General features: G+C 72.5%; 30 protein-coding genes. 16 read left to right on the top strand and 14 right to left on the bottom strand.

The features are described from left to right. Window positions 1-110: 110 nt before the first annotated feature. Both F8568_RS42585 and F8568_RS42580 read right to left on the bottom strand, forming a co-directional pair. Window positions 111-296 (bottom strand): hypothetical protein, encoded by a 186-nt coding sequence (locus F8568_RS42585; RefSeq protein WP_151599849.1) that lies wholly within the window; start codon window positions 294-296, stop codon window positions 111-113. Further along, entirely contained in the window at window positions 293-1,189 is an 897-nt protein-coding gene (locus F8568_RS42580) for a metallophosphoesterase (protein WP_225991583.1), read from the bottom strand. Before F8568_RS42580 ends, F8568_RS42585 begins: the two co-directional genes overlap by 4 nt. 93 nt (window positions 1,190-1,282) lie before the next feature. Here F8568_RS42580 and F8568_RS42575 point away from each other — a divergent pair, with 93 nt between their 5' ends. Continuing rightward, a complete protein-coding gene (locus F8568_RS42575) occupies window positions 1,283-1,738 on the top strand; it encodes a GatB/YqeY domain-containing protein (protein ID WP_151599848.1) in 456 nt (151 codons plus the stop codon). Window positions 1,739-1,805: 67 nt separating this feature from the next. Here the strand turns inward: F8568_RS42575 and F8568_RS42570 are convergent, their stop codons facing one another. Then, window positions 1,806-4,160: a penicillin-binding protein gene (locus F8568_RS42570; protein ID WP_151599847.1), complete on the bottom strand. Its 2,355-nt coding sequence runs from the start codon at window positions 4,158-4,160 to the stop codon at window positions 1,806-1,808. Between the two features lie 326 nt (window positions 4,161-4,486). Between F8568_RS42570 and F8568_RS42565 the strand changes: the two genes are divergently transcribed. After that, window positions 4,487-4,798 carry a WhiB family transcriptional regulator gene (locus F8568_RS42565; RefSeq protein WP_151599846.1) on the top strand — a complete coding sequence of 104 codons (312 nt, stop codon included), beginning with the start codon at window positions 4,487-4,489 and terminating at the stop codon, window positions 4,796-4,798. Between the two features lie 174 nt (window positions 4,799-4,972). Here F8568_RS42565 and F8568_RS42560 read toward each other — a convergent pair whose 3' ends face one another. Then, a complete protein-coding gene (locus F8568_RS42560) occupies window positions 4,973-5,377 on the bottom strand; it encodes a nuclear transport factor 2 family protein (RefSeq protein ID WP_151599845.1) in 405 nt (134 codons plus the stop codon). Between the two features lie 136 nt (window positions 5,378-5,513). On the opposite strand from F8568_RS42560, the gene F8568_RS42555 reads away from it, so the two are divergent. Beyond that, window positions 5,514-6,356 (top strand): MerR family transcriptional regulator, encoded by an 843-nt coding sequence (locus tag F8568_RS42555; protein WP_151599844.1) that lies wholly within the window; start codon window positions 5,514-5,516, stop codon window positions 6,354-6,356. Here the strand turns inward: F8568_RS42555 and F8568_RS42550 are convergent. After that, a complete protein-coding gene (locus F8568_RS42550; RefSeq protein WP_151599843.1) occupies window positions 6,353-7,513 on the bottom strand; it encodes an ArsA family ATPase in 1,161 nt (386 codons plus the stop codon). The genes F8568_RS42555 and F8568_RS42550 overlap by 4 nt on opposite strands. 20 nt (window positions 7,514-7,533) lie before the next feature. Beyond that, complete coding sequence (locus F8568_RS42545; protein WP_151599842.1) at window positions 7,534-8,529, bottom strand: ArsA-related P-loop ATPase; 996 nt, start codon at window positions 8,527-8,529, stop codon at window positions 7,534-7,536. Between the two features lie 220 nt (window positions 8,530-8,749). Here F8568_RS42545 and F8568_RS42540 point away from each other — a divergent pair, with 220 nt between their 5' ends. Together F8568_RS42540 and F8568_RS42530 are read left to right on the top strand one after the other, a co-directional pair. After that, window positions 8,750-9,826, top strand: a complete 1,077-nt coding sequence (locus F8568_RS42540) for a slipin family protein (RefSeq protein ID WP_151599841.1) — start codon at window positions 8,750-8,752, stop codon at window positions 9,824-9,826. A 683-nt stretch (window positions 9,827-10,509) separates the two neighbouring features. Next, the gene (locus F8568_RS42530; protein ID WP_151599840.1) at window positions 10,510-11,418 is read left to right on the top strand and encodes a hypothetical protein; all 909 of its coding nucleotides are present in this window, start codon (window positions 10,510-10,512) and stop codon (window positions 11,416-11,418) included. A gap of 37 nt (window positions 11,419-11,455) precedes the next feature. Here the strand turns inward: F8568_RS42530 and F8568_RS42525 are convergent, their stop codons facing one another. After that, window positions 11,456-11,632 carry a hypothetical protein gene (locus F8568_RS42525; protein WP_160573966.1) on the bottom strand — a complete coding sequence of 59 codons (177 nt, stop codon included), beginning with the start codon at window positions 11,630-11,632 and terminating at the stop codon, window positions 11,456-11,458. A gap of 149 nt (window positions 11,633-11,781) precedes the next feature. Between F8568_RS42525 and F8568_RS42520 the strand changes: the two genes are divergently transcribed. Both F8568_RS42520 and F8568_RS42515 read left to right on the top strand, forming a co-directional pair. Next, entirely contained in the window at window positions 11,782-12,075 is a 294-nt protein-coding gene (locus F8568_RS42520; protein WP_151599839.1) for a type II toxin-antitoxin system Phd/YefM family antitoxin, read from the top strand. Beyond that, window positions 12,068-12,316: a hypothetical protein gene (locus F8568_RS42515; protein ID WP_151599838.1), complete on the top strand. Its 249-nt coding sequence runs from the start codon at window positions 12,068-12,070 to the stop codon at window positions 12,314-12,316. The genes F8568_RS42520 and F8568_RS42515 overlap by 8 nt, the downstream gene beginning before the upstream one ends. A 498-nt stretch (window positions 12,317-12,814) precedes the next feature. On the opposite strand, the gene F8568_RS49135 is transcribed toward F8568_RS42515, so the two are convergent. Further along, window positions 12,815-12,985, bottom strand: coding sequence for a zinc-binding dehydrogenase (locus tag F8568_RS49135; protein ID WP_328601290.1), 171 nt, complete (start codon window positions 12,983-12,985; stop codon window positions 12,815-12,817). Beyond that, the gene (locus F8568_RS42510) at window positions 12,976-13,275 is read right to left on the bottom strand and encodes an alcohol dehydrogenase catalytic domain-containing protein (protein WP_236010028.1); all 300 of its coding nucleotides are present in this window, start codon (window positions 13,273-13,275) and stop codon (window positions 12,976-12,978) included. Before F8568_RS42510 ends, F8568_RS49135 begins: the two co-directional genes overlap by 10 nt. A gap of 153 nt (window positions 13,276-13,428) precedes the next feature. Between F8568_RS42510 and F8568_RS42505 the strand changes: the two genes are divergently transcribed. The 5 genes from F8568_RS42505 (at window position 13,429) to F8568_RS42485 (ending at window position 16,445) form a co-directional block, all read left to right on the top strand. Beyond that, a complete protein-coding gene (locus F8568_RS42505; RefSeq protein WP_151599837.1) occupies window positions 13,429-13,830 on the top strand; it encodes a winged helix-turn-helix transcriptional regulator in 402 nt (133 codons plus the stop codon). 17 nt (window positions 13,831-13,847) lie between these two features. Continuing rightward, the gene (locus tag F8568_RS42500) at window positions 13,848-14,006 is read left to right on the top strand and encodes a DUF4177 domain-containing protein (protein WP_151540233.1); all 159 of its coding nucleotides are present in this window, start codon (window positions 13,848-13,850) and stop codon (window positions 14,004-14,006) included. Between the two features lie 56 nt (window positions 14,007-14,062). Continuing rightward, the gene (locus F8568_RS42495; protein ID WP_151599836.1) at window positions 14,063-14,524 is read left to right on the top strand and encodes a RidA family protein; all 462 of its coding nucleotides are present in this window, start codon (window positions 14,063-14,065) and stop codon (window positions 14,522-14,524) included. Between the two features lie 148 nt (window positions 14,525-14,672). Beyond that, on the top strand, window positions 14,673-15,491 hold the full coding sequence (locus tag F8568_RS42490) for an NUDIX hydrolase (RefSeq protein WP_151599852.1): 819 nt from the start codon (window positions 14,673-14,675) through the stop codon (window positions 15,489-15,491). A gap of 24 nt (window positions 15,492-15,515) precedes the next feature. Continuing rightward, window positions 15,516-16,445: an MBL fold metallo-hydrolase gene (locus F8568_RS42485; RefSeq protein WP_328601289.1), complete on the top strand. Its 930-nt coding sequence runs from the start codon at window positions 15,516-15,518 to the stop codon at window positions 16,443-16,445. 54 nt (window positions 16,446-16,499) lie between these two features. Here F8568_RS42485 and F8568_RS42480 read toward each other — a convergent pair whose 3' ends face one another. Beyond that, window positions 16,500-17,216, bottom strand: coding sequence for a Crp/Fnr family transcriptional regulator (locus F8568_RS42480; protein ID WP_151599835.1), 717 nt, complete (start codon window positions 17,214-17,216; stop codon window positions 16,500-16,502). Window positions 17,217-17,396: 180 nt separating this feature from the next. Here F8568_RS42480 and F8568_RS42475 point away from each other — a divergent pair, with 180 nt between their 5' ends. Then, the gene (locus tag F8568_RS42475; protein WP_328601288.1) at window positions 17,397-18,023 is read left to right on the top strand and encodes a TetR/AcrR family transcriptional regulator; all 627 of its coding nucleotides are present in this window, start codon (window positions 17,397-17,399) and stop codon (window positions 18,021-18,023) included. A gap of 41 nt (window positions 18,024-18,064) precedes the next feature. On the opposite strand, the gene F8568_RS42470 is transcribed toward F8568_RS42475, so the two are convergent. Genes F8568_RS42470 through F8568_RS42455 form a run of 4 tightly spaced genes read right to left on the bottom strand, consistent with a single transcriptional unit; the run spans window position 18,065 to window position 21,772 of the window. Then, entirely contained in the window at window positions 18,065-19,420 is a 1,356-nt protein-coding gene (locus tag F8568_RS42470) for an alpha/beta hydrolase (RefSeq protein ID WP_151599834.1), read from the bottom strand. Window positions 19,421-19,460: 40 nt separating this feature from the next. Beyond that, the gene (locus tag F8568_RS42465) at window positions 19,461-20,021 is read right to left on the bottom strand and encodes a carboxymuconolactone decarboxylase family protein (RefSeq protein ID WP_151599833.1); all 561 of its coding nucleotides are present in this window, start codon (window positions 20,019-20,021) and stop codon (window positions 19,461-19,463) included. Then, window positions 20,018-20,896 (bottom strand): SDR family NAD(P)-dependent oxidoreductase, encoded by an 879-nt coding sequence (locus F8568_RS42460; protein WP_151599832.1) that lies wholly within the window; start codon window positions 20,894-20,896, stop codon window positions 20,018-20,020. The genes F8568_RS42465 and F8568_RS42460 overlap by 4 nt, the downstream gene beginning before the upstream one ends. A gap of 45 nt (window positions 20,897-20,941) precedes the next feature. After that, window positions 20,942-21,772, bottom strand: a complete 831-nt coding sequence (locus F8568_RS42455) for a hypothetical protein (RefSeq protein ID WP_151599831.1) — start codon at window positions 21,770-21,772, stop codon at window positions 20,942-20,944. Window positions 21,773-22,010: 238 nt separating this feature from the next. Here F8568_RS42455 and F8568_RS42450 point away from each other — a divergent pair, with 238 nt between their 5' ends. From F8568_RS42450 to F8568_RS42440, 3 genes are all read left to right on the top strand, one after another. Further along, a complete protein-coding gene (locus F8568_RS42450) occupies window positions 22,011-24,209 on the top strand; it encodes a SpoIIE family protein phosphatase (RefSeq protein WP_151599830.1) in 2,199 nt (732 codons plus the stop codon). A gap of 194 nt (window positions 24,210-24,403) precedes the next feature. Further along, window positions 24,404-25,060, top strand: coding sequence for an endonuclease III (nth, locus tag F8568_RS42445; protein WP_328601291.1), 657 nt, complete (start codon window positions 24,404-24,406; stop codon window positions 25,058-25,060). A gap of 90 nt (window positions 25,061-25,150) precedes the next feature. Next, window positions 25,151-25,810 carry an NUDIX hydrolase gene (locus F8568_RS42440; protein ID WP_151599828.1) on the top strand — a complete coding sequence of 220 codons (660 nt, stop codon included), beginning with the start codon at window positions 25,151-25,153 and terminating at the stop codon, window positions 25,808-25,810. The last annotated feature ends 94 nt before the right edge of the window (window positions 25,811-25,904 follow it).

Genomic DNA, 25,904 nt, shown 5'->3' with positions numbered 1-25,904 from the left:
CAACTCGTCGTCGATCCGGGCATAGAGTGCCGTTGCGAGGGTGTCTAGGTCTGTCTTCACACACTGACATTGGACGCCCTCGCCCCATGTCCGCAGGCGAACCCTTGGACTCATTCATCTAGGCCGCCGCCGCAGGGGATGTCCAGGGTCGTGCCTTCGGGGCGGTTGGCCAGGCTGCGCCATAGGTGGGTTATGTCGTAGCCCCAGAGGGCGCGGGCGGCGAGGCGGGCGACCGTGGGGTTGTGGACGCCCGCGTCGTAGAGGGCGGCTTGGAGGTGGGAGGTCTTCCAGTTCACCGGGGGACGAGGGTGAGGAGGGACGCCTCCGGGGGGCAGCAGAAGCGCATGGGGGCCTTGGGGGACGTGCCGAGGCCGGCGGAGACGTGCAGCCAGGAGCCGCGGTGCCGGTGCAGGCCCTTGACGCGGGGACGGTCGATGCCGCAGTTGGTGGCGAGGGCGCCGTAGAAGGGGACGCAGACCTGGCCGCCGTGGGTGTGGCCGGCGAGGAGGAGGTCGTAGCCGTCGGCGGCGAAGCGGTCGAGGTTGCGGGGCTCGGGGGAGTGCATGACGCCGAGGTGGACGTCGGCCTGCGGGTCGACGGGGCCGGCGACCTTGTCGTAGCGGTCGCGGTTGATGTGCGAGTCGTCGATGCCGCCGAACTCGACGTCGAGCTCGCCGACCTTGAGGCGGCCGATGCGGTTGTTCAGGTCGAGCCAGCCGGCGGCCTGCAGGGACGAGCCGAGCTCGCGGTAGGGCAGGTCGGGCTCGCGGCGGTGCCGCTTGTAGTCGGACTTGCTGGTGCGCCAGATGTAGCGCAGGGGGTTCTTGAAGATCGGGGAGTACAGGTCGTTGGACCCGTAGACGAAGACGCCGGGACGGTCCAGGAGGGGGCCGAGGGCGTCCAGGAAGGGGCCGATGGCGTCCCGGTGGGAGAGGGTGTCGCCGGTGTTGACGACGAGGTCGGGCTCCAGGGCGTCCAGGGAGCGGACCCAGTGGATGAGGCGGGACCGGCCGGGCGTCAGGTGCGCGTCGGAGATGTGCAGGATCTTGACCGGCGGGCGGCCGGGCGGCAGCACCGGCACGTCGAACCGGCGGAGCCGGAACCAGTTCCGCTCGATCACCGAGGCGTACCCGAAGGTGGCGGCGCCCGCGCCCAGGAGGCCGAGGGACGCGGCGTAGATCTTTCGCACGGTTCTCCCTTCTCTGGCGTCCATGGTTCCAGAGATGGGCACCTCGCGGTAATCCTGATGAGGCGGCCGGGTTCGTGCGGGCATGATGTGACCATGAGTGCCCTGAAGGAGAAGCTCGAGACCGACCTGTCGGCGGCGATGAAGGCGCGCGACGACGTGCGCACGCGGACGCTGCGGATGGCGCTGACCGCCGTCAAGAACGAGGAGGTCGCGGGCAAGCAGTCGCGCGAGCTGTCCGACGACGACGTGGTGAAGGTGCTGACGCGGGAGGCGAAGAAGCGCCGGGAGGCCGCGACGGCGTTCGGGGACGCGGGCCGTGCGGAGCAGGCTCAGGCGGAGCGGGACGAGGGCGCGGTGCTGGAGGAGTACCTGCCGGCGCAGCTGTCCGACGCGGAGCTGGCGGCACTGGTCGCGGACGCGATCGCCGAGACGGGTGCGGCGGGGCCGCGGGCGATGGGGCAGGTCATGAAGGTCGTGAACCCGAAGGTCGCGGGGCGGGCCGAGGGCGGGCGGGTCGCCGCGGAGGTCAAGCGACAGCTCGCGGAGTGAGCGAAGGGCCCGGCGCGTGCGCCGGGCCCCCAGAAGGCCCGGCGCACGCCGGGCCTTTTTTCGTTCGTCAGTGGCCGGGCGGCGGCCAGCCGGGATAGCCCTGCCCGTTGCCGCCGTCGTTGCCGCCGTCGTTCCCGTCGTCGTCGTTCTTCTTCTTGCCGCTGCTGACGTAGAGGATGACGGTGGTGCCGGGCGGGACCTCCGTCCCCGCGTCCGGCGAGGTGGACACGACCGTGCCCTTCGGCTGGTCGGAGTCGACGGACCCGGACGCGACCTGCACCTTCAGGTCGGCGCCCTGGAGCTTGGCCCGGGCCGCGGCGATCTTCAGGCCCTTCACCTTCGGGACGCTGGTGGTGTCGCCGAAGTCGCGGGCCGGGGTGTTGAAGTCCGGGGCGGGCTTGCCGGCGAGCGCGGACCGCATGCTCTGCTGCCACATGGCGCCGGGGGTGTCCGCGCCGTAGACGCCGTACACCTTGTACTGCCAGGGGCCGCGGTAGTCCCAGTAGGCGGTGGCGGCGGCCATGTTCGGGGTGAAGCCGGCGAACACCGCGCAGGTGAACTCCTCGCAAGTGCCGGTCTTGCCGGCGGCGGGACGGCCGATGCCGCGCCCGGCGGCGGTGCCCTTGGTGAGGACGCCCTTGAGGATGGAGTCGACCTTGTCGGCGACGGCCTGGTCGACGGCCTGGTGGCAGTCCTGCTTGGGCAGCTTCAGCTGCTTGCCGTCGGAGTCGATGACCTGCGTGACCGACAGCGGCGTGCAGTACTTGCCGCGGGCGGCGAAGCCGGCGTACGCGGCGGCGAGGTGGACCATGTCGATGTCGTTGCTGCCGAGGACCTGCGATGGGACCGGCGCGATGTCCTCCCCGTTGCCCCGCTTCATGCCGAACGCCTTGGCCATGGCGACCGCGTCGCAGACGCCGACGCGCTTCTCCAGCTGGGCGTAGAAGGTGTTGACCGAGTGCCAGGTCGCGGTCTTGAGGTCGAAGTTGCCGGCCTCGCTGTCACCGGCGTTGTGGAGCGTCCACGTGCCGCCGCCCGCCATCTGGTTCTTGTACTTCACCCCGTTGATCGTGCCGGTGTACTTGCAGGGCTGGTAGCCGGTGACGGTCGTCGTCTGCGGCGAGTTGATGGTGGTGCTGACCGGGATGCCCTCGTCGAGCGCGGCGGCGAGCGTGAAGGTCTTGAACGTCGATCCGGCGGACACGCCCGTCCCGCCGCCGTGGTGGGAGTCGGCGGGCAGGTTGATGGTGGTGCGGCCCTTGCCGGCGCCGAACCGCTTGCTCAGCCCGATCGCCTTGATCTTGCCGGTGCCGGGCTCGACCATCGCCTCGGCGCCGACGCGGTTGCCGGCCGGTGCGACGTGGCTGCGCAGCGCCTGGTCGACGGCGTTCTGCGCCTTCATGTCGAGGGTGGTGCGGATGGTGTAGCCGCCGCGGTTCAGCTTGTTGACGACGTCCTGCTGCTCCTTGGGCGTCATCGACCAGTACTTGCCCTTGGAGAGGATGTCGAGCATGTCGTACTTGACGTACTCGCAGAAGTACGGCGCCTTGCTGGACTCGCAGCCGCCGACCGGGTCGGTGCGGTTCAGCAGGATCGGCTTGGCGGCCTCCGCGTCCGCCTGCGCCTTGGAGATGTGCCCGAGCTGCGCCATCCGGTAGAGGACGGTGTCGCGCCGCTTGCGGGCCTCCTTCGGGTTGCGGATCGGGTCGTACAGGGTGGGGTTCTGCGTGATGCCGGCCAGCAGCGCGGCCTGCCCGAGGTTCAGCTTGGACGCGGGGACGCTGAAGTAGCGCTTGGCGGCGGCCTGGATGCCGTAGGCGCCGGCGCTGAAGTACGCGACGTTGAGGTAGCCCTCGAGGATCTGGTCCTTGGTCATGTGCTGCTCGATGTCGAGCGCGTAGCGCAGCTCGCGCAGCTTGCGGCCCACGGTCGGGGCCGTGACCTCCTTGTACTCCTCCTGGGTCGTCGCCTGGTCGACGAGCAGGTTCTTCACGTACTGCTGGGTGAGGGTGGACCCGCCCTGCGTCTGCTCGGACTCGACGTTGGAGGCCAGCGCGCGGATCGTGCCCTTGAGGTCGAGTGCGCCGTGCTTGTAGAAGCGCGAGTCCTCGATGTCGACCATCGCCTGCCGCATGATGGGGGCGACCTGGTCGAGCCGGACGGACTCGCGGTACTTGTCGAAGAACGTCGCGACCGGCTTGCCGTTCGCGTCGTACATCACCGTCTTCTCCGACGGTGGTGTCGTCTTGAGGGCGCTGTCCATGTTCTCGAAGTTGTTCGCGGCGTCACGCGCGGTCAGTCCCGCGCTGCCGACGCCGGGCAGCGCGATGAACGCGACCAGGACGCCCGCGACGACACCCGCTCCGAGCAGCCTGAACAGCGTGGAGAAGGCCTTACCCCGATCTAGCTTCGCATCGCGCACGGGGTCTAGGGTACGCGGGACGACCAGTGCATACGGGACAGGTCCCCAGGGCCCGGACGCGGCGGGCCGGCCGGCGCCGGACGTTCGTCCGGTATGTGCCCCTCGTGACAACCTGCGCCATGTCTGGCGCGTCAACTACAGGTAACTAGTCCGTTCCGGCGGTATGGCCCCGGTGGGCTATATCGAGAATGGGCCCATCGGGGTCTGTTGAATCGTCCCTCGCTTCCGTAAGTTCTTCCCCACGGCTTTCGTTTGGCGGCCTGACGTCCGCGCCCGTCCGGCCAAGGAGCGCAAATCGACACAGACCCTAGGGGAGTGGGGCCAAGATGTGGATCACGGATTGGACCGCCCGCGCCGCCTGCCGTAACGCGGATCCGGACGCCCTGTTCGTGCAGGGAGCGGCGCAGAACCGGGCCAAGCTCATCTGCCGCGGCTGCCCGGTGCGCACGGAGTGTCTCGCCGACGCCCTCGACAACAGGATCGAGTTCGGCGTCTGGGGCGGCATGACCGAGCGGGAGCGCCGCGCGCTCCTGCGCCGGCGGCCGGACGTGCGTTCGTGGCGCGACCTGCTGGAGACCGCCAAGGAGGAGTACGAGCGGTCGGTCGAGACGGACGAGGAAGAGCTCGTCGCGAGCTGAACTCGGCCACTCGGCACCGGTTGGGCGACGCCCGCGGCCCGCTCGATGGGCGGCAAGGGCTTGGACGGTCCGGCAGGGCTCGTCCGGAAAATGGCAGGTGACCGGAAGGTCCACCTCAATGCGGCTGCGGGCCCGTACCGATGCGGTACGGGCCCGCAGCCACGGGTTCTGCGGTCATGCCTGCAGGGGCTGCACGGTGAACTGGTAGTCGTAGCGGATGAGGTCGTCCTCGCCGACGACGAGGAACACCCGCGCGGCCCACGCGACGTCCCCGCCGCTCGTCTCGAGGCGGACGGTGAACGTGACCGCGTCGTGGTGGCCGAACACGTCGCCCTCCGACACCACCGCGTACTCGCGGCGGACCACGAATTCGTCGTACGCCTCCGCGATCCTCGCCTCCAGTTCGTCGTGGCCGCGGAACCGCGCGCCCTCGACGAACTCGACGCCGTCCTCCGCCCACAGTGCGGCGATGGCGGCGCGGCGCTCGCCCGCGTCCGGTTCGCTCCACACCGCGACGTAGCGTCGGGCGATGTCCTCGATCGTGGCGGGCCGCAGCTCGTAGCCGGTGCTCTGCGTCATCGTCGGTCTCCTTTGTCCGGTTCCGTCCGGCCCCGGTGGGCCGTCGGGAACGACGCTCGCGGCTTCCGCACGGGCAGGGTCAAGCCGGACTTACAGGGCGGACTCTCCCCTAAGGGGAGACCCCACAATGGGCGGCATGACGTACCTGTCCATCGGGGACTTCTCGCGCGCCACCCACATGAGCGTGAAGACGCTGCGGCACTACCACCGCGTCGGGCTGCTCGAACCCGCCCACGTGGACCCGGCCACCGGCTACCGCCGCTACACCGCCGAGCAGATCCCGACCGCGCAGGTCATCCGCCGCTTCCGCGACCTCGGCATGCCGCTCGACGACATCGACGCGGTCCTCGCGGCACCGGACATGCACGCCCGCAACGAGCGGATCGTCGCGCACCTGCGCCGGCTGGAGGACGACCTCGGCCGGACGCGGCGCTCCGTCGCCGCGCTGCGCGACCTCCTCGCGCCTCCCCCGGCGGACGCTTCCGCGAACGTCGAACTGCGCAGCGTGCCGGCGGTCCGGGCGGCGGCCATCACGGAGATCGTCGACGTCGCCGACATGGCCGCGTGGTTCCAGGGCGCGCTCGGCGAGCTGTACGGGACCCTCGCCGCGCAGGACGTCTCCGAGGACGGCCACGCCGGCGGCGTCTTCACCGACGAGCTGTACACCCGGCATCGCGGCGAGGCGACCATCTTCGTGCCGTGCGCGGGGGCCGTCCGGCCGATGGGCCGGGTCGTCCCGCGGGAGGTGCCGGCGGCGGAGCTCGCCGTCATCACCCACCACGGCGCGCCCGCCGACGTGGACCGTTCCTACGGTACGCTCGCCGCCTACGTGTCGCGGCACGCCCTCGCCGTGGACGGCCCGATGCGCGAGTACTACCTCGTCGGCCGCCGCGACACCCCCGACACGTCCCGCTGGCGCACCGAGATCGGATGGCCCGTCTTCCAGACCGCCCCTGCTGTTAGGAGAGGCGCCCGCTAGGCGGAGCGCTCGGCCCCGGCCCGCCGCAGCAGCGACAGGTCCTCGCCCACCTGGCGGAGGCCGTCGAGGTCGTGGACGTCCTCGGCCTGCGCGGGGACGGCGGTGACCGGGACCGTCGGATGCGTCGAGGCGAAATGGTCGCGCAGGCGCTCCTCCCGGGCGGCGAGCTGCATGCGGCCCGTGTGCAGGCGGAGCAGCGCGGCGGTCAGCGTGTGCTCGCCGCGCTCCTCGAGCGTCTCGGCGGCGGCCTGGCTGCGCGCCGCCGACAGCCCGTCCGCGGCGGACTCGTGGACCCGGTTGACGACGAGCCCGGCGAGCGGCATCCGCTCCTCGGCGAGCCGCTCGACGAAGTAGGACGCCTCGCGCAGCGCGTCCGGCTCCGGCGCCGCGACGACGAGGAACGCGGTGCCCGGGGTCTGCAGCAGCTTGAACGTCTTCTCGGCGCGCTCGCGGAACCCGCCGAACATCGTGTCGAACGCCGCGACGAACGTCTGCACGTCGCGCAGCAGCTGGACGCCGAGGACCTTGTTGATCACGCCGGTGAACATGCCGAACCCGGCGCTGATCACCTTGACCCCGAACCGGCCGCCGGTCTTGGCGGGGGCGGCGAGGATCTTCATGAAGCGGCCGTCGAGGAAGCGGCCCATCCGCTCGGGGGCGTCCAGGAAGTCCAGCGCGTTGCGGGACGGCGGGGTGTCGACGATGATCAGGTCCCAGGCGCCCGAGCGGTGCAGCTGCCCGAGCTTCTCCATCGCCATGTACTCCTGCGTCCCGGACAGCGACGAGGAGAGCGACTGGTAGAAGGGGTTCGCGAGGATCTGCTTGGCCCGGTCGGGGTCGGCGTGCGCCTCGACGATCTCGTCGAACGTCCGCTTCATGTCGAGCATCATGGCGTGCAGCTCGCCGTCGCCGTCGATCTCGATCCTGCGCGGGTTGTTGTCGAGCTCCGACAGCCCCATCGACTGCGCGAGGCGGCGCGCCGGGTCGACGGTGAGGACGACGACGTCCCGGCCCCGCTCGGCGGCCCGCACGCCGAGCGCCGCGGCCGTGGTGGTCTTGCCCACCCCGCCGGACCCGCAGCACACGATGATCTTGGTGCGCGGGTCGTCGAGCAGCCCGTCGACGTCCAGCGCAGGCGGGTTCTTCGTGGGGCTCATACGGTCCTCTCCCCCATGAACTACGCCGCCCCTTGGGCGCGTAGGGCCGCGGCCAGGTCGTACAGGCCGGCCAGGTCCATGCCGTCGGACAGCATCGGCAGCGTGTAGCGGGGCCGGTCGACGGACTCCAGACGCTCCTTCTCGCGGCGCTGCAGCGCGGTGCGGCGGGCGTGCTCGCCGGCCTCGGCGGCGAGGACCGCGGCGATCGACTCGGCGTCGTGCTCCAGCCCGGCGGCCTTCACGCCGCGCAGGATCTCGTCGGTGTCGAGCGCGCCGGCGGCGGCCGCGGCGAGGTCGTCCTCGGACAGGACGGGCTCGTGCTCCATGTTGACGATGACGCCGCCGACGGGCAGCCCCACCTCGGTGAGCTCGCGGATGCCGTCCATCGTCTCCTGGACGGGCATCTCCTCCAGCAGCGTGACGAAGTGGACGGCGGTCTCGGGGCTGCGCACGACCTTCATCACGGTGTCGGCGTGGTTGCGGACCGGGCCGACCTTGGCGAGTCCGGAGACCTCGTCGTTGACGTTGAGGAACTTGGTGATCCGGCCGGTGGGCGGGGCGTCCATGACGACGGCGTCGTAGATGAACGAGCCGTCCTTCTTGCGGCGCCGGACGGACTCGGAGGTCTTGCCGGTGAGGATCACGTCGCGCAGGCCGGGGGCGATGGTGGTGACGAAGTCGACGATCCCGAGCTTGGTCATCGCCTTGCCGGCGCGCTTGAGGCTGTAGAACATCTCGAGGTACTCGATGAGCGCCTCTTCGGTGTCGACGGCGAGCGCGTAGACGTCCCCGCCGTCCGGGGCGACGGCGACGCGGCGCTCCTCGTAGGGCAGCGGCGGGCAGTCGAAGAGCTGCGCGATGCCCTGGCGGCCCTCCACTTCGACGAGCAGGACCTTGCGGCCGCCGGCGGCCAGGGCCAGGGCGAGGGCGGCGGCGACGGTCGTCTTGCCCGTGCCGCCCTTGCCGGTGACGACATGGAGGCGCACGCCGTCCCAGTCGGTGTCTCTCGCGCTCACCCGATCGACCATATCGTTCACTCGGCAAGGACTTCAGAGGGCGCCCGTCCTGATGCAAGTGATCCCTGACACGGTGCCGTACCCGTGGGTAGATCGCTTGCCGGGGCCGTTGTGCCGGGCGTGCCCGCGAGGTTAGCTGGGAAACGTGAGACCGGCCTCGGGCCGGGTACGTCCGGACCCTGTCGGGTACGGACCGTCCACGTCGGAAAGGTGGCCCGTGATGGCAGCGGTGGCCCTGATCATTGTGCTGATCGTCGTGGTGGGCGGTTTGATCACGCTCGCCTCGTCGCTGCGGGTCGTGCAGCAGTTCGAGCACGGCATCGTGTTCCGGTTCGGCCAGGTGCAGCGCGGCGGGCAGCTGCGGCCCGGCGCCGTCCGCCGGCCCGGCCTGACGGCGATCATCCCGTTCGCCGAGCGGATGCAGAAGGTGAACCAGCAGACGGTCACGATGGGGGTGCCGGCGCAGGACGGCATCACCCAGGACAACGTGAGCGTCCGGGTCGACGCGGTCGTCTACTTCCGGGTGGTCGACCCGGTGAAGGCGATCGTGAACGTGCAGAACTACGGGTACGCGATCTCGCAGGTGGCGCAGACGTCGCTGCGGTCGGCGATCGGCCAGGCGGACATGCAGGAGCTGCTCGGCGAGCGCGAGAAGATCAACGTCCGGCTGCGCTCGATCATCGACGAGATCACCCAGGACCCGTGGGGGATCCTGATCGAGCGGGTGGAGATCAAGGACGTCTCGCTGCCGGAGGGCATGAAGCGGTCCATGGCGCGGCAGGCGGAGGCGGAGCGGGAGCGGCGCGCCCGCATCATCACGGCGGACGGCGAGTTCCAGGCGTCCAAGCGGCTGGCCGCGGCGGCGGAGATCATGTCGCAGGACCCGGCGGCGCTGCAACTGCGGCTGCTGCAGACGGTCGTGGAGGTGTCGGCGGAGAAGAACAGCACGCTGGTGATGCCGCTGCCGGTGGAGATCCTGCGGTTCTTCGACAAGATGAGCGGCGGCGAGGACGGCGGGTCGCAGTCCGCGGCGAACCGGCTGGACCTGCGCGAGCGGCTGGCGAAGGCGGAGGAGGACCTGGCGAAGGCGGCCGAGCAGCCGTCGACGCTGGAGTCGGCGGAGGACGTCCCGCCGGTCATCGGGCTGGACGACCCGAAGCCGCGCCACGGAGTGGAGCAGGGCGAGCGGTCCGGCGAGGTGCGGGGCCCGCGGGACGGCGAGCGGCGCGGCATCGCGGGCGGCGACCGCCCGGCCGGCGGGGGCGCTTCCAAGGAGGAGCCCCCCACCGACTTCTGACGCGCCCGGCTGATGCGGGTCAGGCCGGGGCGGGCTCGGCCTCGGCGGTCTTCGGCATGGTCAGCGCGCGGACGCCGGGGACCGCGGCCGTCCCGAGGCAGCTCCCGCCGACCAGCACGGCGCTGACCATGAGGGGGACGGACGCGCCCCACGCGGACGCGGCGAGCGGGGCGAACGCGTAGCCGAGCGGCGCGGCGGCCAGCGAGGCCGGTGGCGTCCTCAGCGGCCGGGGCGGGGGACTGGCCGGGGAGCGCTCCAGGGGAGGTCATGGCGTCACGCTATGCCGCGGGCACCGCCGCCACCCGCCGTATACCGGACCGTACGCAGCCGGTGCGGTACGTCCCAGTCCGCGGCGGCCGTGCATCCACGCACGAGAATGCGGTGGATGCGATGATCGGCGCACTGCCACCATGTCCGGATGAGCAATGAGGCTCCTCCTTACCTCCCGGGCGAACTCACCCGTGATCAGCTCCGTTTCCTCCAGGTCGTTTACGAAGGTTTCAACGCGCGCGGAACCTGGCCGATCTGGCAGTACGTCGACATGAGGCTCGACGGCGAGGGCATCGACGCGGCGGCCGTGTTCGCATCGTTCCCGCCACGTCAGCGAGCAGGGCGAGTCGCAATACGCCCTCGTCCAACGTTCCGCGCGGCACGAGGACAACTCGGCCACCGTCCGGCTCACCGTGGCCGGACTGCGGTTCGTCCACGGCACCGAGCCGCTCCTGGACCTCTTCATGACCACCGTTCGAATGATCGTCAACAAGGAGAGGAGCATCACGCCGGACCCAGCCCAGGAGGTCCAGGCCGTCCTCACCTCCGATGAGGTGAAGGAGCAGCTGGCGCTACAGCCCCGATACCCACCGGAGGCCGAGGAGCGGCTGCTTTACGCGCTGGGCAAGATGCTGCAGGAAGAGCCGCCGCGCGCATGGTCGGTCTTGGGTGCGGTCGGCGAATACGGGTGGCATATGCGGCTGGTCACGGGCCTGTCGGGCGTCCGCGCCCTACGCGAGATCCACTCCGTCGACGGCTACATCGAACACATCACGCGGGTGCTGACGCCCGCGCCGATCCCCGTCGCGGCGCCCCCGTCCGAACCTTTGGACCTCCCGCTGGCCATCGGTTACCTGGACACCACATGGAAGGTGAAGACCGGGCGGCGGCTGTTCATGGGCCTGCAGGCCGACAGCTGCGCACGGCTCGCGCAACCGTGCGCCAGCCAGGAGGAGTTCAACTCGGCGATGAGCGCTCTCGCCGACGTCCTGGCCTGCGTAGTCCCGCCGAGCACCCAGACGCCGCCGAAGTTCGGCGCGCTGGCCGCCCTGAAGAAGGGCCTACCGCAGGGGCTGCCCGTCGAGGCCCAAGAGCGCATCAAGGGCGCCATCGAGCTGCTGCTGACGCTTAACCACATCCGCCACGGCCAGCAGCACGGGGACGCCAAGCAAAAGGCCGCCACCGCGCACCGCGCCCCCGGTATCCCCTACCCGCCCTACGACTGGGCGGACACCTGGGCGCAGGTGGTCGCAGTCACGCGCGGCGCGCTGGATTCGATCCGGGAAGAGATGTTGGCCGCGATGTCCGACCACGGCTCCTAGCGCGGCCGAGCTGGTTTCACGAGCCTCCCGGGCGTCCCTACCCGTCGCCCTTCTCCGGGTAGACCTGCTGGCCGTCGTACTTGCCTCCCCTATAGAGGACCAGGACGGTGGGCTTAGGACCGCCACTCCAAACGACGGTTCGCTTGATGGCCCCGCCGCCCTTCCAGCACTTCTTGCGGGTGATGGTCGCCAGCCGGTGCGGGGGGAGGGCCACGGCCAGCTCGGCCCCCGGCGCGTCCGCCCGTACCGGCGGGCGCCGCTCGGGGCCCCAGCACCCGCACCCTCCTCTCGGAGGTGCTGAGGATGAGCCAAACAGGTGCACATCGTGTACACAAGGTGCACCGGGTCCATTAGGGTTCCGGTATGGACGACGACGCCTTCCCGATCAAAGAGGCGCGCAACCGGCTCGGCGACATGCACACCGCCGTCGTGCACCGCGGCGCGCACCCCCGCATCACCAAGAACGGCAAAGAGCCGGTCGTGCTGGTCTCCGAGGCCGAGTGGGAGGAGTACCAGCAGCTCCGCCGCGAGCGCGACGCCCGCCGCTTCGACGCCGAGGCCGCCGACATCCGCGCCGCCCTCGACCGGGGCGTCACCCCGCCCGGCTATGAGGTCTACACCCGCGACCAGGTCGCCTCCGGAGAGTGGCTTGCCTGACCACCTGGTGGTCGCCCGCTCGGTCCGGGCGCGCATCAACGCGCTCACCCCCCACTTCCGCACCGCGATCCAACTGGTCATCATGTCGCTGCTCAGCGACCCGGTCCCCGACGACGCCCGGCCCGTCGGCATCGAGGGCCTCCAGTACGCCCACTACACCGTGACCCGCGACGACGTCACCGTGTACTACCTCCTCGCCGGCGACACCATCGTGATCAACGACGTGCACCCCGACAGCTGACCGGGGCCGCGCTCGCCGGCCTGCAGGCGGCCCCGCCCGCCATCCCCGGGCCCCGGGCACCGGCCGCCCCCGGGGCCCTGACGATGAGGAAATCATGTCGATAGGCGGCACGTCCCTCCAGGTCACGGGTACAGCAGCGCTGTACCCGCTATACCCGTGGCGGGCACAGCACGTCCGATTTCGGCAGTCGTAGGAGGTGACGCGCGCCAGCGACCGCCGCGGGACGGTCAGCTGGACGACGGTCTCCCACGTCGGGTTGAGCACGCCGAGCCCGGTGAGCGCCAGCCCGTACGCGGCGATGACGAGCGGCGCGGGCGCGGCGGCCGCGAGCAGCGCGAGCGGCGGCGCGAACACGGCGAGGCCGAGGTTGGCGACGAGCACCGGCCGGTGCGGCCGGACGCGGGCGGCCAGCAGCGCGCCGGCGACCAGGCCGACGGCGCCGGTCTGCACGGTCGCGACCCAGGCTGAGCGCCGTCCGTCCGGCGGCGTCGTCGCAGGTCAGGCGGTGGTGAGGACGAGTCGTCCGCGCAGCCCGCCCGCCTCCAGGCGCTCGTGCGCCTGGGCGGCCTTCTCCAGCGGGTACGTGCCGGCGACGCGGAGCGTGAGGCGGCCCGTGTCGACGAGCGCCGACAGCTGCTCCAGCCGCGCGCCGTCCGCCGTTATCCACACGTTGTGGACGGTGATGCCGCGTCGCCGGGCGCGAACCGGCGGACGTCCGGGCCGGTCGCCTCGACGGTCCCGGCGACGTCCCAGCCGATGCCGATCGGGCCGCGCGAGCCGAACGGGGGCATCAGCCCGGCGTCGGCGAGCAGCCCTGCGCGGGTCGCCGCGTCCACCGGGTTCACGCCGGCCGCAGCGGTTCGGATCCGCACCTGCCCGGGGCCGGGGTCGGGCTCCCGGGCCTCGGTGATCTCCAGCGCGTCCGGGCCACCGGGCTTGTCCACGATGATCGCGCGCATGCGAAACTCCGTTCCTGTGACGTGGGAGGGCGGGGAGGACCCCGCGACGAGCCCACTGTCACCCGGAACATCGGGGTGCCGGAAGAGGTTGCTTCGGAGTGCGATCGGCACCCTGAGGTGAGTGCCCGGCACGGGGGAAGAGGGACGCACGGCATGACGACGATGACCGCCGCCGAGCGGCGCCGGGAGGCGAAGGCGGCGTTCGACTCTTACATGGACGACTGCCCGACCCATGACGTGCTGGGTGTGATCGGCAACAAGTGGACCTCGGTGGTGCTGTTCCAGCTGACGCAGGGGCCGCGCCGGTACGCCGACATCGCGCGTGCCCTGCCGGGCGTCAGCGCGAAGATGCTCACCCAGACGCTCCGCTCCCTGGAGCGGGACGGGTTCGTGGCGCGCAGCGTGACGCCCTCCGTGCCGGTCCAGGTCGAGTACGCGCTGACGCTGCTGGGCGAGCGGCTCGTCCCGCTGCTCGCGTCCGTCCGGCACTTCGCCGAGTACAGCATCGCCGAGATCCGCGCCGCCCGCGAGCACTACGACGCCGCGGACCGCTGATCGCTAGGCTGAAACCCATGAAGAAGTGGGAGTACGCGACCGTTCCGCTGCTGGTGCACGCGACCAAGCAGATCCTCGACAACTGGGGGCAGGACGGGTGGGAGCTCGTCACCGTGCTGCCGGGCCCGAACCCGGAGAACCTGGTGGCCTACTTCAAGCGCGAGATCCAGTCCTAGCGGCGCCGGTCCACCGACGGCAGGCACCCGACAACCCCTCGACGAGGAGGAACGCCATGAGCACGCCCGAAGAGCGGATCACCGAGCTGGGACTGGAGCTGCCGGACGTCGTGACGCCGCTGGCGTCGTACGTGCCGACCGCGCGGACGGGCTCGCTCGTCTACACCTCCGGGCAGGTCCCGGTGGTGAAGGGCGAGATCAAGGTGACCGGCAAGGTGGGCGCGGAGGTCTCCGCCGAGGTGGCCGCCGAGCAGGCCCGGATCTGCGCGCTGAACTGCGTCGCGGCGCTGAAGGCCGAGGTCGGCGAGCTGTCGCGGGTGGTGCGGATCGTCAAGGTCGTCGGGTTCGTCGCGTCCGCCCCGGACTTCCACGGGCAGCCGCAGGTGATCAACGGCGCCAGCGACCTGCTGGGCGACATCTTCGGGGACGCCGGCAAGCACGCCCGCAGCGCCGTGGGCGTCGCCGTGCTGCCGCGCAACGTGCCCGTCGAGGTCGAGCTGATCGCCGAGGTCTCCTGACCCGCGCCCGGGCCGCCGGGGGTGCTCCGGAGCCTGGCGGGCGGGACGCCGGGGTTGACGGAACGCCATTCGGTATGTCCGAATGAACCGCCATGAGTGCGACGAGTTGGGCGGGGCGATGGTGAACGGGCTGAAGCTGCCGGAGTCGATGCGGGACCAGATCGACGACATCCTGTCCGGCAGGGCGCGGCCCGCGCCCGCCCGGCACGCCGCCACCGTCGTCGTCCTGCGCGACCACGACCGGCACGGCCTGCAGGCGTTCATGCTGCGCCGGGTGCGGTCCATGGCGTTCGCGCCCGGCGCCTACGTCTTCCCCGGCGGCTCGGTCGACCCGCGCGACGGGGAGGCCGACCTCGCGTGGTCGGGGCCGTCTCCGGCGGAGTGGGGCGCGGCGTTCAAGGCCGACGAGAAGACGGCTCGCGAGCTGGTGTGCGCGGCGGTCCGCGAGACGTTCGAGGAGACGCTCGTTCTGCTGGCCGGTCCGACCGGCGACTCCGTCGTGGACGACACCCGCGGCGACGACTGGGAGGCCGACCGGCAGGCGCTGCTGGACCGTTCCCAGTCGTTCGGCGAGTTCCTCGGCAGGCGCGGCCTCGTGCTGCGCTCGGACCTGCTGCGCCCGTGGGCGCACTGGATCACGCCGATCGTCGAGCCGAAGCGGTACGACACCCGGTTCTTCGTCGCCGCGATGCCCGAGGGGCAGCGCGCGCGCGACGTCAGCACCGAGGCCGACCAGGTCGCCTGGGTGCGCCCGGCGGAGGCCGTGGAACGCGCGCAGGCCGGTGAGTGGACCATGCTGCCGCCGACCCTGACGACGCTGAACGAGCTGTCGGCGTTCGACACGGTCGCCGACGTGCTCGCCGCGCCCCGCGAGATCATCGTGCACGAGCCCACCGCGAAGATCATCGACGGCGAGGCCTGGCTGGTGCTGCCCGAGAAGGCCGCCGAGTACTACCCGAAGGGCTAGGGGCGTGGCGCCGGGGACCGGGACGTGACGCGGCGGGTGCCGTGGTCGCGGGCCGTGATGTGGCGGCTCGCGGGCACGTCCGTGCTGCGGCACCTGGAGGCGCTCGGCTGGAACCCGGTCCGGCACCCCGATCGGGCCTCGGGCAGGATGGGCGATATGAGCGAGATCGATGGGATGGGTACGGAACGGGCGACTTGCGTGCTCGCGCCGAACCCGTCCGCGATGACCCTGGACGGCACCAACACCTGGATCATCGGCGAGCCCGGCGCCGAGGAGGTCGTCGTCGTCGATCCCGGGCCGAAGGACGGCAAGCACCTGCGCCGCGTCGCGGACCTGATCGCCGGCCAGGGGCGCCGCGTCGGGCTCGTCCTGCTCACCCACGGCCACCCCGACCATTCGGCGGGCGCGGTGAAGTTCGCCGAGCTGACGGGCGGCGGCAAGGGCCGTGGCGTCAAGGTCAGGGCCCTCGACCCGGCGCACCGGCTCGGCGACGAGGGGCTCGGCGAGGGCGACGTCGTCACCACCGGTGGCCTCGAACTGCGGATCATGGAGACCCCGGGCCACAGCGACGACTCGCTGACGTTCTGGCTTCCGGCGGACCGCGCCGTGCTCACCGGCGACACCGTCCTCGGCTACGGCACGACCGTGCTGGAGGGGAAGCTGGGCGACTACCTGAGCTCCCTGGACCGGCTGCGCGCCTTCTCCGCCGACCAGGACGCGGCCGTGATCCTGCCCGGGCACGGCCCGAAACTGGACGACCCGCTGGCCGCCCTCGACCACTACATCGACCACCGGCGCGAGCGCCTCGCGCAGGTCGAGGCCGCCGTCGCCGCGGGCGCGCGCACCGCCCGCGAGGTCGTCGAGATCGTCTACGCCGACGTCGACGAATCGCTGTGGCCGGCGGCCGAGTGGTCCGTCCAGTCGCAGCTGGACTATCTGAACGAACGCCCCTGACGCTCCGCGCGCCGCTGAGCGGAGGCCGGGACGGCCAGGCTGCTGGGCGGCGCGCTACTTGGAGCGCTTGCGCAGCCGCTCGATGTCGAGGATCACCACGGCGCGCGCCTCGATCCGCAGCCAGTTGCGCTGCGCGAAGTCCGCGAGGGCCTTGTTGACCGTCTCCCGGGACGCGCCGACGAGCTGCGCCAGCTCCTCCTGGGTGAGGTCGTGGTGCACGTGCAGGCCCGCCTCCGACGGCTGCCCGAACCGCTCGGCGAGATCCAGCAGCGCCTTGGCGACCCGGCCCGGCACGTCGGTGAAGACCAGGTCGGCCATCACGTCGTTGGTCTTGCGGAGCCGCTGCGCCAGCGCGCGCAGCAGCTGCACGGCGACCTCGGGGTGCCCGGTCAGCCACGGCCGCAGGTCGTCGTGCCCGAGCCCGGCCAGCCGGCACTCGGTCACCGCGATCGCGCTCGCGGTGCGGGGCCGCGGGTCGAACAGCGACAGCTCGCCGAACATCTCGCTCGGGCCGAGCACGCTCAGCAGGTTCTCCCGGCCGTCCGGCGCCGTCCGGGTCAGCTTGATCTTGCCTTCCAGGACGACGTACAGCCGGTCGCCCGTCTCGCCTTCGTTGAAGAGCGTCTGACCGCGGGCCAGGCGCACCTCCGTCACGTTGGCGCGCAGCGCCTTGGCACCCTGCTCGTCGAGGGCCTCGAAGAGCGGGGCTCTGCTCAGAACGTCCACGTCGCGGTCGGTCACGCTTATCCTCCTCGAAACACCTATATGCATAGTGTGACGTACGTCCCACCGCGTACGTGAAGGTAGGGTCACGGCGCGCCGAAACGCAGGACCGCCTCCACGATCCCGTTCGCCCAGTGTACGGACCATACGGTGAATGCCATCACACCGGTCTCATCCCCGTTTTCCGGACGGGCCGGCGCCGCGGGCGGGGTGCTCTATCGTGATCAGGTGCCGCAGTCCTCGCCTCCCCGGCTCCCGCGGGGCCGCCACGCGCTGTCCCGGGCGGAGGTCGACCGCGTCCACCGCGGGCGCCTGCTGTCGGCGATGGCCGAGGCGATGGCCGAGAAGGGGTACGTCGGCACCTCCGTGGAGGACGTGCTGAAGCGGGCCCGGGTGTCGCGGCAGAGCTTCTACCGGCTGTTCTCCTCCAAGCTCGACTGCTTCATGGCGGCGTTCGACCAGGCCGGCGACCTCGTGCGGGACCGGCTCGCGGAGGCGGCGCAGGGCGGCGCCGATCCTGCCGACCGGTTCGAGCGGGCGATCACCGTCTACCTGGACGTCCTCGCGTCCGAGCCCGGTTACGCCCGGCTGTTCCTGGTGGAGGTGTTCGCCGCCGGTCCGGAGGCCGTCGAGCGCCGCTCGGCCGTCCAGCGCGACCTGGCGGCGGGGCTCGCCGACCTGATGGGCGCGACCGGGGAGCGGGCGCGGTTCGCCTGCCAGGTCGTCGTCGCGGCGGTCGGGACGATGGTGACGCCCGCGGTCGCGTCCGGCGACGCGGCGGCGCTGCGCGCGGTCGGCCCGCCGATCGTCGAGCACGTGCGCGAGCTGGCGCGCTCGGGCGTCCTCGACGGCTGATCCCGGTGCCGCGCGTCAGCGGCGGGTGATCCGGTGCCGCGTCAGCTGCGGGTGATCTGGGCGTGGACCTTGCCGGTGGGAGCAGGCGGAAGGGTGAAGGCCAGGCGGCCCGACGCGTCCGCCTCCACGGTGATGCGGCGGGTTCCGGCCGTGATCGTGTAGCGGGCGCCCGGACGGTAGGACGCGGGCGTGGTGACGGTCGCGGTGCCGCTCCACTTCAGCGTGAAACCGGCGGACGAGGCGTCGCCGAGCTCGCTGAACTCCCGGGGCGCGCGCCGGTCGAAGGAGAGCGTCCAGCCCCACTGCGTCCAGGACCGGTCGATCGAGGTGTAGGAGACGCGCGCCGGCGGGCGGGACGGGTGGGTGAGCGCGCGCATCAGCGGGCCGATCTCCTCGCGCAGGTCCCGCGCCCAGTACGGGAACGTGTGCGTGCCGAAGGTGTAGTCGTCGAACCGGCTCGCGATGCCCAGCTGCTGGATCCGGCGGTGGAACGTCAGGGTCGACTGGTGGGTGAGGGCCCCGATGCCGATCGCCGACGGGTCGGGGACGCCCTGGTCGAGCGGCCCGGGCAGGCCGGTGGCGGTGTAGAGCGACAGCCGGGTCGCGCGCAGGTTGGCCGCGAGGGTGGCGGGGTCGTGGCCGCGCCAGTTGATCGCGTCGGCGAACCGGGACCCGAAGACCGCGTCGGGCGGGACGCCGTCGTCCGCGGCGGCGACGTAGGAGATCACGCCGTACGCGCCGGCGGCGGTGACCGGATCCCAGGCGATGTCGGGGGCGCCGGAGAACGACGTCGCGGACCCGAACATGTCGGGGTGGCGCGCGGCGTAGCTCATCGCGCCGAACCCGCCCTGCGACAGGCCCGCGACGGCCCTGCCGCCCCGGTTCGCGACCGTCCGCAGGTTGCGGTCGATCCAGGGGACGAGCTGACCGACGTGGAACGTCTCCCACCGGGACGGGCCGAGCTTGGTATTCGGGTCGGCCCAGTCGGTGAACCAGCCGCCGCCGTCGCCGTCGAACCCCGCGTCCGGGATGACGCTGATCAGTGATCGCCCGGCTGTCGTGGCCTCGGCACCGCCCTTCTCGACCCAGTCGGACGCGCGGCCGCCCGTCCCGTGGAACAGGTACAGGACGGGGTACCGGGCGGCCGGCCGCCGCGCGTAGCCCGTCGGCAGCAGGATGCGGACGTCTACAGCCCGCCCGAGGGCGGCGGTGCCGACCCGGATCGCGTACTGCCGGTCGTCGATCCGCTGGACCCGCTCCACGTGGATGCCGCCGGCGTCGGCGAACCGCACGGCCGCCGGGGTCCGCGCGGCGGCGGGCCGGCAGGCTCCGGCGACGACCAGGCCCGGGGTTCCCGCGAGCAGCAGCGTCGTGGTGATGAACCGTCGTGTGCGCATTCGGGACCTCCTGGGAGCCGGGGGCGGCGCCGCGGATGGGCTAGCGGGTCTTGCGGGGGACGTCGGGCCGCACGCGCAGCGCGGTGATCACCGTAGCGAGCATCTCGTAGTGGCCGGCGAGCATGCACAGCTCGACGCATTCGGGTTCGGAGAGCCGGGCGCGCAGCCGCGCCCAGGTCTCGTCGGACAGGTCCCGATGGTGATGCAGCTCGTCGGCGGCGGCGAGGACGGCCTGCTCGCGGGGGGTCCAGCCGTCGGCGTCCGGGCCCTGCCGCACCCGCTCGACGTCCGCGGCGCGGACCCCGGCGCGGCGCGCGAGCCGCACGTGGTGGTCGAACTCGTAGCGGCAGTCGCGCAGGTGGGCGACGCGCAGGATCACCAGTTCGGTCTCGCGGCGCTTCAGCTTCCCGCCCGGCATGAGGCGCCCGCCGAACCAGAGCCAGCCGCGGAACAGGCCGCGCTGCCGCGCGAGGGTCAGGAACAGGTTCGGCGGCCCGGTCCCGGCGACGCGTCCGGAGACCGCGCAGATCAGCCAGTTGAGCGGCCCGACGTCGCGGAGGCCGCCCGGCGCCACCCGCGGCGCGTCCGGTGCGGCGCTCACAGCGCCCGGTCCGCTTGCGGGGTGGTCAGGCCGGCGTGCTCCGCGCGCGCGATCTCCAGTGCGCGGCGCAGGCTCGGCTGGACGGCCCGGTCCAGCAGGGGCTGGAGCGCCGCGTGCGCCGGCAGCGCCGCGGCCACCCACCAGGGCGCGACGATCCGCCGGGACCGGCGGGCGATGCCGCGCTCCAGCGCGTCTATCCCGGCCTTGAGGGGCGCGACCCGCGACACCATCGCGCCGCGCGCCCCCTCGGCGAGTACGGCGGCGGCCTCGGTGCCGAAGCCGCGGCTGGTCATGTCGGTGTCGAGTTCGGCGAAGTAGGCGACGCCGGACTTGGCGCCCCACGGCCGCAGCTCGATCCGCAGCGTGTCGCCGAGCGCCTCGGCCGCCGCCTTGGACGCGCTGTAGGCGCCGAGCAGCGGCAGGCGGACGACGGCGGCGAGCGACGCGACGGTCAGCGTGTAGCCGCGCCGGTGGCTGATGTGGGGGCCGGCGGCCGACAGCGTGTTGTGGACGCCGAGCACGTTGACCCGCAGGCTCTGCTCCAGGACCGCGGGGTCGCCGCCGATGACGGGCATCTGCGCGGCGACCCCGGCGTTCGCGACGACGACGTCCAGGCCGCCGAGCGCGCGCGCCGCCTCGTCCACGACGGTGCGGACCCGGTCGCGGTCGGTGACGTCGCAGGTCCACCAGGGGGCGTCCGCGCAGCCGGCGGCGACGGAGCCGAGCAGGTCCGGTTCGAGGCCCGCCAGGGCGACCCGCGCGCCGCGCTCGTGCAGCCGGGCGGCGAGCGCCGCGCCGATGCCGCGCGCCGCGCCGGTGATCAGCACGCGCCGGCCCGCGAGGGTGGCCGTCCAGCGCGCGGAGTCGTAGATCATGCCGGGACGGTAGCATAAAAATACACATCCGTCTTTTTAAGGTGATCACCCCCTCGCGCCCCGATCGCTCATGCGGCCGCGCGAAAACTCGTAACGAAGTGAGTCCTCGGACGTCTTATGAGGCGGCGGATGGCGACCTACGAGGGTTGTGATCAGATGCGTGCTCTGGGTTGGATGACGGCGTGGTGACAGGCGCGGGTACCGAGGAGACGGCCCGCGCTCGCGCAGCGCCACGGCCGCGACCGTCCGGGGCAGCGGCCAGGCCGCCTCGCCGGCCGCCTCCCGCAGCTCCCGCGCGGCGGGCGCGGGATCATCGAGCAGCAGGTCCAGCAGGCGCCGCCGGTGCTCCTGCTGCGACCCGGCCGCGCGCGCCGCCGCGTCCGCGTGGCCTTCGGAGACGGCCGCCGCGAGCTGGTTCATGTAGTCGAACATCGCGTGGGTGATGCCCGCCATGGTGGACGCGTCCACCCGGTGGCCGAGGCGCCCGGCGTGCTCGGTGAGCGCCTCGACCGCGACCCCGGCGCCGATCCGGATCGCGGTGTGCCAGGAGTCCAGCGTGCGCCCCTCGCCGGCCTCCCCGGCGCCGACCCGCCGCCAGAAGTCCAGCACGTCGGCGGACGAGACGCCGGGATCGGCCGGCAGGTCCAGGAAGTGGCCGATGGCGCACTCCACGGCCGTCTCCAGGCCCCGGGCGTACCGGGGGTCGTGCGGCCGGACGAGCTCGGGGAGGCGCTTCTCGATCCGGTGCGCCGCCTCCGCGGCGACGGCGGGCACCTGCCCGCGCAGCTCGGCGGCCAGCCGCGCGGAACCGTCGAAGGACAGCCCGAGGTCGATGCGGCGCACGGGGAGGGAAACCACCTGGCTGAAGTCAGACAATGAGATCTCCTTCACGGGGTACGACGTAGGGATGGAGACGGCGCGCGAAGCCCTGGATTACAGGGTTTCGCGGAACTTTCCGGGCCCGGGCGCGCCGGCGCCGCCGCTTGCCGTACGGCGCCGGTTCCGTCACGACCTGCCCAAGGCTGGGGCGATCCCTGGGTCGATGGCCGATCGGTGGGTAGTTTGAACAACCCCACCTGCGACAACCGGGGGACAGCGGACTTCGACGGGGCGGATGGCATTGGACACCCACACCAACACTCCTGTGACCGGCGGCGGCGCCGATCGGCGGGCCGGCGCCCAGCGCGCGCCGATCACCGAGTGGGCGTTCGACCAGTCCCCCTTCGCCTTGGCCGTCCACGACACGGACCTGGTGTGCCTGCGCGTCAACGACCGGATGTGCCGGATGTTCGACATGACCGAGGACCAGATCCGCGGGCGGTGCCTCACCGACGCCCTGCCCGGCCCCCAGTTCGAGGCGCTCGCGCGCTACATGCGCCAGGTCCTCGACACCGGCGAGCCGGTGCAGCGGGAGACCTACCGCAGGGTGCCCGGCGAGGACCTCGAACGGGCCTGGTCGGTGTCCATCGCCCCGCTCAAGGACGACCAGGGCCGGACGCGCGCGGTGTGGGTCGGGGTCCTCGACATCACCGAGCAGTACCGGGCGCGGCAGCGGCTGGCGCTGGTCAACGAGGCCAGCACCGCCATCGGCAGCACCCTGGACGTCACCAGGACCGCCCGGGAGCTGGTCGACGTGGTGCTGCCGCGGCTGGCCGACGTCGCCTTCGTCGACCTGCTGGAGTCCGTGACCGGCGGGGCCGAGCCGCGGCCGGGACCCGTCCCGGCCACCGTGGTGATGCGGCGCGCCGCGCACGGGTCCGTCGGCGGGGACGTGCCGAGCGTGGTGCGGCTCGGCGACATCGACCACTACCCCGAGTCCTTCCCCTCGGTCCGCGCCCTGACCAGCGGCGAACCGGTGCTGACCGGCTCCGGCGACCCCGGCTACCTGGCCATGATCGAGAGCGCCCCCGACCGGATCGGGCTCGTCCTCGAACACGGCCTGCACTCGTTCCTCAGCGTGCCGATCCGGGCGCGCGGGATCACCCTCGGCGTCGCCACCTTCCTGCGCGGCCGCGACCGCGAGCCGTTCGCGCCGGACGACGTGCTGATCGCCGAGGAGCTCACCGCCCGGGCCGCCGTCTGCCTCGACAACGCCCGCCGCTACACCCGCGAGCGCGCGACCGCGCTGGCGCTGCAGCGCAGCCTGCTGCCGCAGCGGTTCCCGGAGCAGTCCGCGGTGGAGGTCGCGGGCCGCTACCTGCCCGCCAGCGCGAACCACGGCATCGGCGGGGACTGGTTCGACGTGATCCCGCTGTCGGGGTCGCGGGTCGCCCTCGTCGTCGGCGACGTCGTCGGCCACGGGCTGTACGCGTCCGCCGCGATGGGCCGGCTCCGCACCGCCGTGCGCACCCTCGCCGACATCGACCTCCCGCCGGACGAGCTGCTCACCCACCTCGACGACCTGGTCGGCCGGTTCACGGCGGAGGCGGAGGCGGCCGCGCCCGAGGACCAGGGCCCCGACTTCGGGGCGACGTGCCTCTACGCGGTCTACGACCCGGTGTCGCGGATGTGCGGCATCGCCCGCGCCGGGCACACACCGCCCGCGCTCGTCACCCCCGACGGCTCCGTCGACTTCATCGACGTGCCCGCGGCCCCGCCGCTCGGCCTGGGCGGCCTGCCGTTCGAAAGCGTCGACCTGGAGATCCCGGTGGGCAGCACCCTCGTCCTCTACACCGACGGCCTGGTGCGGTCCCGCGACCGCGACATCGAAGCCGGCCTGGAGCGGCTGCGCCGCGCGCTGGCCCGGACGTCGCCGTCACTGGAGACCACCTGCGAGAACATCCTCGGCTCCGTGCTCCCCGACCAGCCGGTGGACGACGCGGCCCTGCTGGTCGCCCGCACCCGCGTGCTGACGGGTGACCAGGTCGCCACCTGGGACCTGCCCTCGGATCCGGCGGTCGTCGCCGACGCCCGCAAAAAGGTGACCGAGCGGCTGGCGGAGTGGGACATCGGGGACGCCGCGTTCGTGACCGAGCTGGTGGTGAGCGAGCTGGTCACCAACGCGATCCGGCACGCCGAGGGCCCGATCCGGCTGCGGCTCATCCTGGACCGGGTGCTGACCTGCGAGGTCTCCGACGGCAGCGAGACCGCCCCGCACCTGCGCCGGGCCCGGGTGTTCGACGAGGGCGGCCGCGGCCTGCTCCTCGTCGCGCAGCTCACCCAGGCCTGGGGGACGCGCCACACCGCGCACGGCAAGACCATCTGGGCGGAGCAGTCGCTGCTCGCCCAGGCCCCGCCCGGCGGTCTCGCCGGCTTCGGGGACTTCGGCGACCTCGACGATCTCGATCTCGACGGGCTCGAGGGCCTCGGGTGACGGCCGGGCCCGGGGCCGTCCTCGCCGGAACCGTCCGCGCGCGGGCGTCCTCGCGCGGTCCGGCCGCCGGGGGTTCTAGTCTGAGCTGCATGGCTGAGGAGACGGCGGCCGGGAAGGCCGTTCCGGGCGGGGCGGCGCGGGCGCGCAGGTTCCGGAACGAGACCCGGATCGGGCTGGTGCGGCGCGCGCGCAGGATGAACCGGGTGCTCGCCGAGACCTACCCCGACGCGCACTGCGAGCTGGACTTCGGCACCCCGTTCCAGCTGCTGGTCGCGACCGTCCTGTCGGCGCAGACCACCGACAAGCGGGTGAACCTGACGACCCCGGCGCTGTTCGCGAAGTACCCGACGCCGGAGGATCTGGCCGCCGCCGACCCCGAGGACGTCGAGGCGCTGCTGAAGCCGACCGGGTTCTTCCGCGCCAAGACCAAGTCGGTGATGGGTCTGTCCGCCGCGCTCCGCGACCGGTTCGGCGGGGAGGTGCCGGGGCGGCTCGACGATCTCGTGACCCTGCCGGGCGTCGGCCGCAAGACCGCGAACGTCGTGCTGGGCAACGCGTTCGACGTGCCCGGCATCACGGTCGACACCCACTTCGGGCGGTTGGTCAACCGGTTCGGCTGGACCGCCGAGGACGACCCGGTGAAGGTCGAGAAGGAGATCGGGGAGATCTTCCCCCGCAAGGACTGGACGATGCTGTCGCACCGACTGATCTGGCACGGCCGCCGGATCTGCCACGCGCGCCGTCCCGCCTGCGGGGCCTGCCCGCTCGCCCGGGACTGCCCGTCCTACGGGACGGGGCCGGTCGACGCGGAGGCGGCCCGCAAGCTGGTCAAGCCCGGCCCGTTCTCGTGAGCGGCCTCGCGTGAGCGGCCTTGTGAACGGGAAGGTGACGGAAGCGTTCCCGGCGGGAAGGAACGCGGGCGTTCCGGAGTTGGGAGTGGCGTGACCGAGACCGCATCCACCTGCCCGCCGTGGCTCGACCGGTTCCGCGCCGCGGCGCCGCGGCTGCCGGTGCCGCCGACGTTCGAACCGCAGCCCGGCGCGCGCGCCGCCGCCGTGCTGATCCTTTTCGGCGAGGGCCCGGACGGCCCGGACGTGCTGCTCACCGAGCGGGCCGCGACGCTGTCCAAGCACGCCGGGCAGCCCGCGTTCCCCGGCGGCCGGATCGATCCCGGCGACGACGGGCCGGTCGCGGCGGCGCTGCGGGAGGCGTGGGAGGAGGCCGGCGTCGAGCCGTCCGGCGTGGACGTGCTCTGCACGCTCCCCGAGCTTTACCTGGCGCACAGCCGGCACCGCGTCACGCCCGTCGCGGGCTGGTGGCGGGAGCCGTCGGAGGTCGCGCCCGGCCATCCCGGCGAGGTCGCGCTGGTCGCCCGCGTCCCGATCGCGGACCTGGCCGATCCGGCGAACCGGCTGACGGTCCGGCACCCGTCCGGGATGCGGATGGGCCCGGCGTTCCGCGCCGGCGGCATGCTGGTGTGGGGGTTCACCGCGGCGGTGCTGACGCAGGTGCTGGTCGCGGGCGGCTGGGACCGCCCCTGGGACGCGTCCCGCGTCGAGGACCTGCCGCCGGACGTGCTGACCCTCGCCTCCCGCGGCTGACTCGGCCCCATCCGGCTCGATTCGGCCCTTCCTCGCGGGCGCTTCCGGTCGCGCCCGAAGTTCGGGCAGGTCAGGGCGGTGCCGTCATCTCCAG

It is taken from the genome of Actinomadura physcomitrii (genome assembly GCF_008923205.2).
Lineage (GTDB): Bacteria > Actinomycetota > Actinomycetes > Streptosporangiales > Streptosporangiaceae > Spirillospora > Spirillospora physcomitrii.
The sequence above is the reverse complement of the archived record's forward strand: the minus strand, read 5'-3'. Positions and strand labels throughout refer to the sequence as shown.

Excerpts from the sequence above, each read along its gene's own strand:
- F8568_RS42480 (WP_151599835.1), bottom strand. The coding sequence starts at position 17,216 with ATGCATATAGGTGTTTCGAGGAGGATAAGCGTGACCGACCGCGACGTG.
- F8568_RS42510 (WP_236010028.1), bottom strand. The coding sequence starts at position 13,275 with ATGCGCGCGATCATCGTGGACAAGCCCGGTGGCCCGGACGCGCTGGAG.
- F8568_RS42500 (WP_151540233.1), top strand. The coding sequence starts at position 13,848 with ATGAAGAAGTGGGAGTACGCGACCGTTCCGCTGCTGGTGCACGCGACC.
- F8568_RS42470 (WP_151599834.1), bottom strand. The coding sequence starts at position 19,420 with ATGCGCACACGACGGTTCATCACCACGACGCTGCTGCTCGCGGGAACC.
- F8568_RS42490 (WP_151599852.1), top strand. The coding sequence starts at position 14,673 with ATGCGGGACCAGATCGACGACATCCTGTCCGGCAGGGCGCGGCCCGCG.
- F8568_RS42495 (WP_151599836.1), top strand. The coding sequence starts at position 14,063 with ATGAGCACGCCCGAAGAGCGGATCACCGAGCTGGGACTGGAGCTGCCG.
- F8568_RS42555 (WP_151599844.1), top strand. The coding sequence starts at position 5,514 with ATGACGTACCTGTCCATCGGGGACTTCTCGCGCGCCACCCACATGAGC.
- F8568_RS42540 (WP_151599841.1), top strand. The coding sequence starts at position 8,750 with ATGGCAGCGGTGGCCCTGATCATTGTGCTGATCGTCGTGGTGGGCGGT.
- F8568_RS42460 (WP_151599832.1), bottom strand. The coding sequence starts at position 20,896 with ATGATCTACGACTCCGCGCGCTGGACGGCCACCCTCGCGGGCCGGCGC.
- nth (WP_328601291.1), top strand. The coding sequence starts at position 24,404 with ATGAACCGGGTGCTCGCCGAGACCTACCCCGACGCGCACTGCGAGCTG.
- F8568_RS42505 (WP_151599837.1), top strand. The coding sequence starts at position 13,429 with ATGACGACGATGACCGCCGCCGAGCGGCGCCGGGAGGCGAAGGCGGCG.
- F8568_RS42565 (WP_151599846.1), top strand. The coding sequence starts at position 4,487 with ATGTGGATCACGGATTGGACCGCCCGCGCCGCCTGCCGTAACGCGGAT.
- F8568_RS42550 (WP_151599843.1), bottom strand. The coding sequence starts at position 7,513 with ATGAGCCCCACGAAGAACCCGCCTGCGCTGGACGTCGACGGGCTGCTC.
- F8568_RS42520 (WP_151599839.1), top strand. The coding sequence starts at position 11,782 with ATGGACGACGACGCCTTCCCGATCAAAGAGGCGCGCAACCGGCTCGGC.
- F8568_RS42575 (WP_151599848.1), top strand. The coding sequence starts at position 1,283 with ATGAGTGCCCTGAAGGAGAAGCTCGAGACCGACCTGTCGGCGGCGATG.
- F8568_RS42560 (WP_151599845.1), bottom strand. The coding sequence starts at position 5,377 with ATGACGCAGAGCACCGGCTACGAGCTGCGGCCCGCCACGATCGAGGAC.
- F8568_RS42450 (WP_151599830.1), top strand. The coding sequence starts at position 22,011 with ATGGCATTGGACACCCACACCAACACTCCTGTGACCGGCGGCGGCGCC.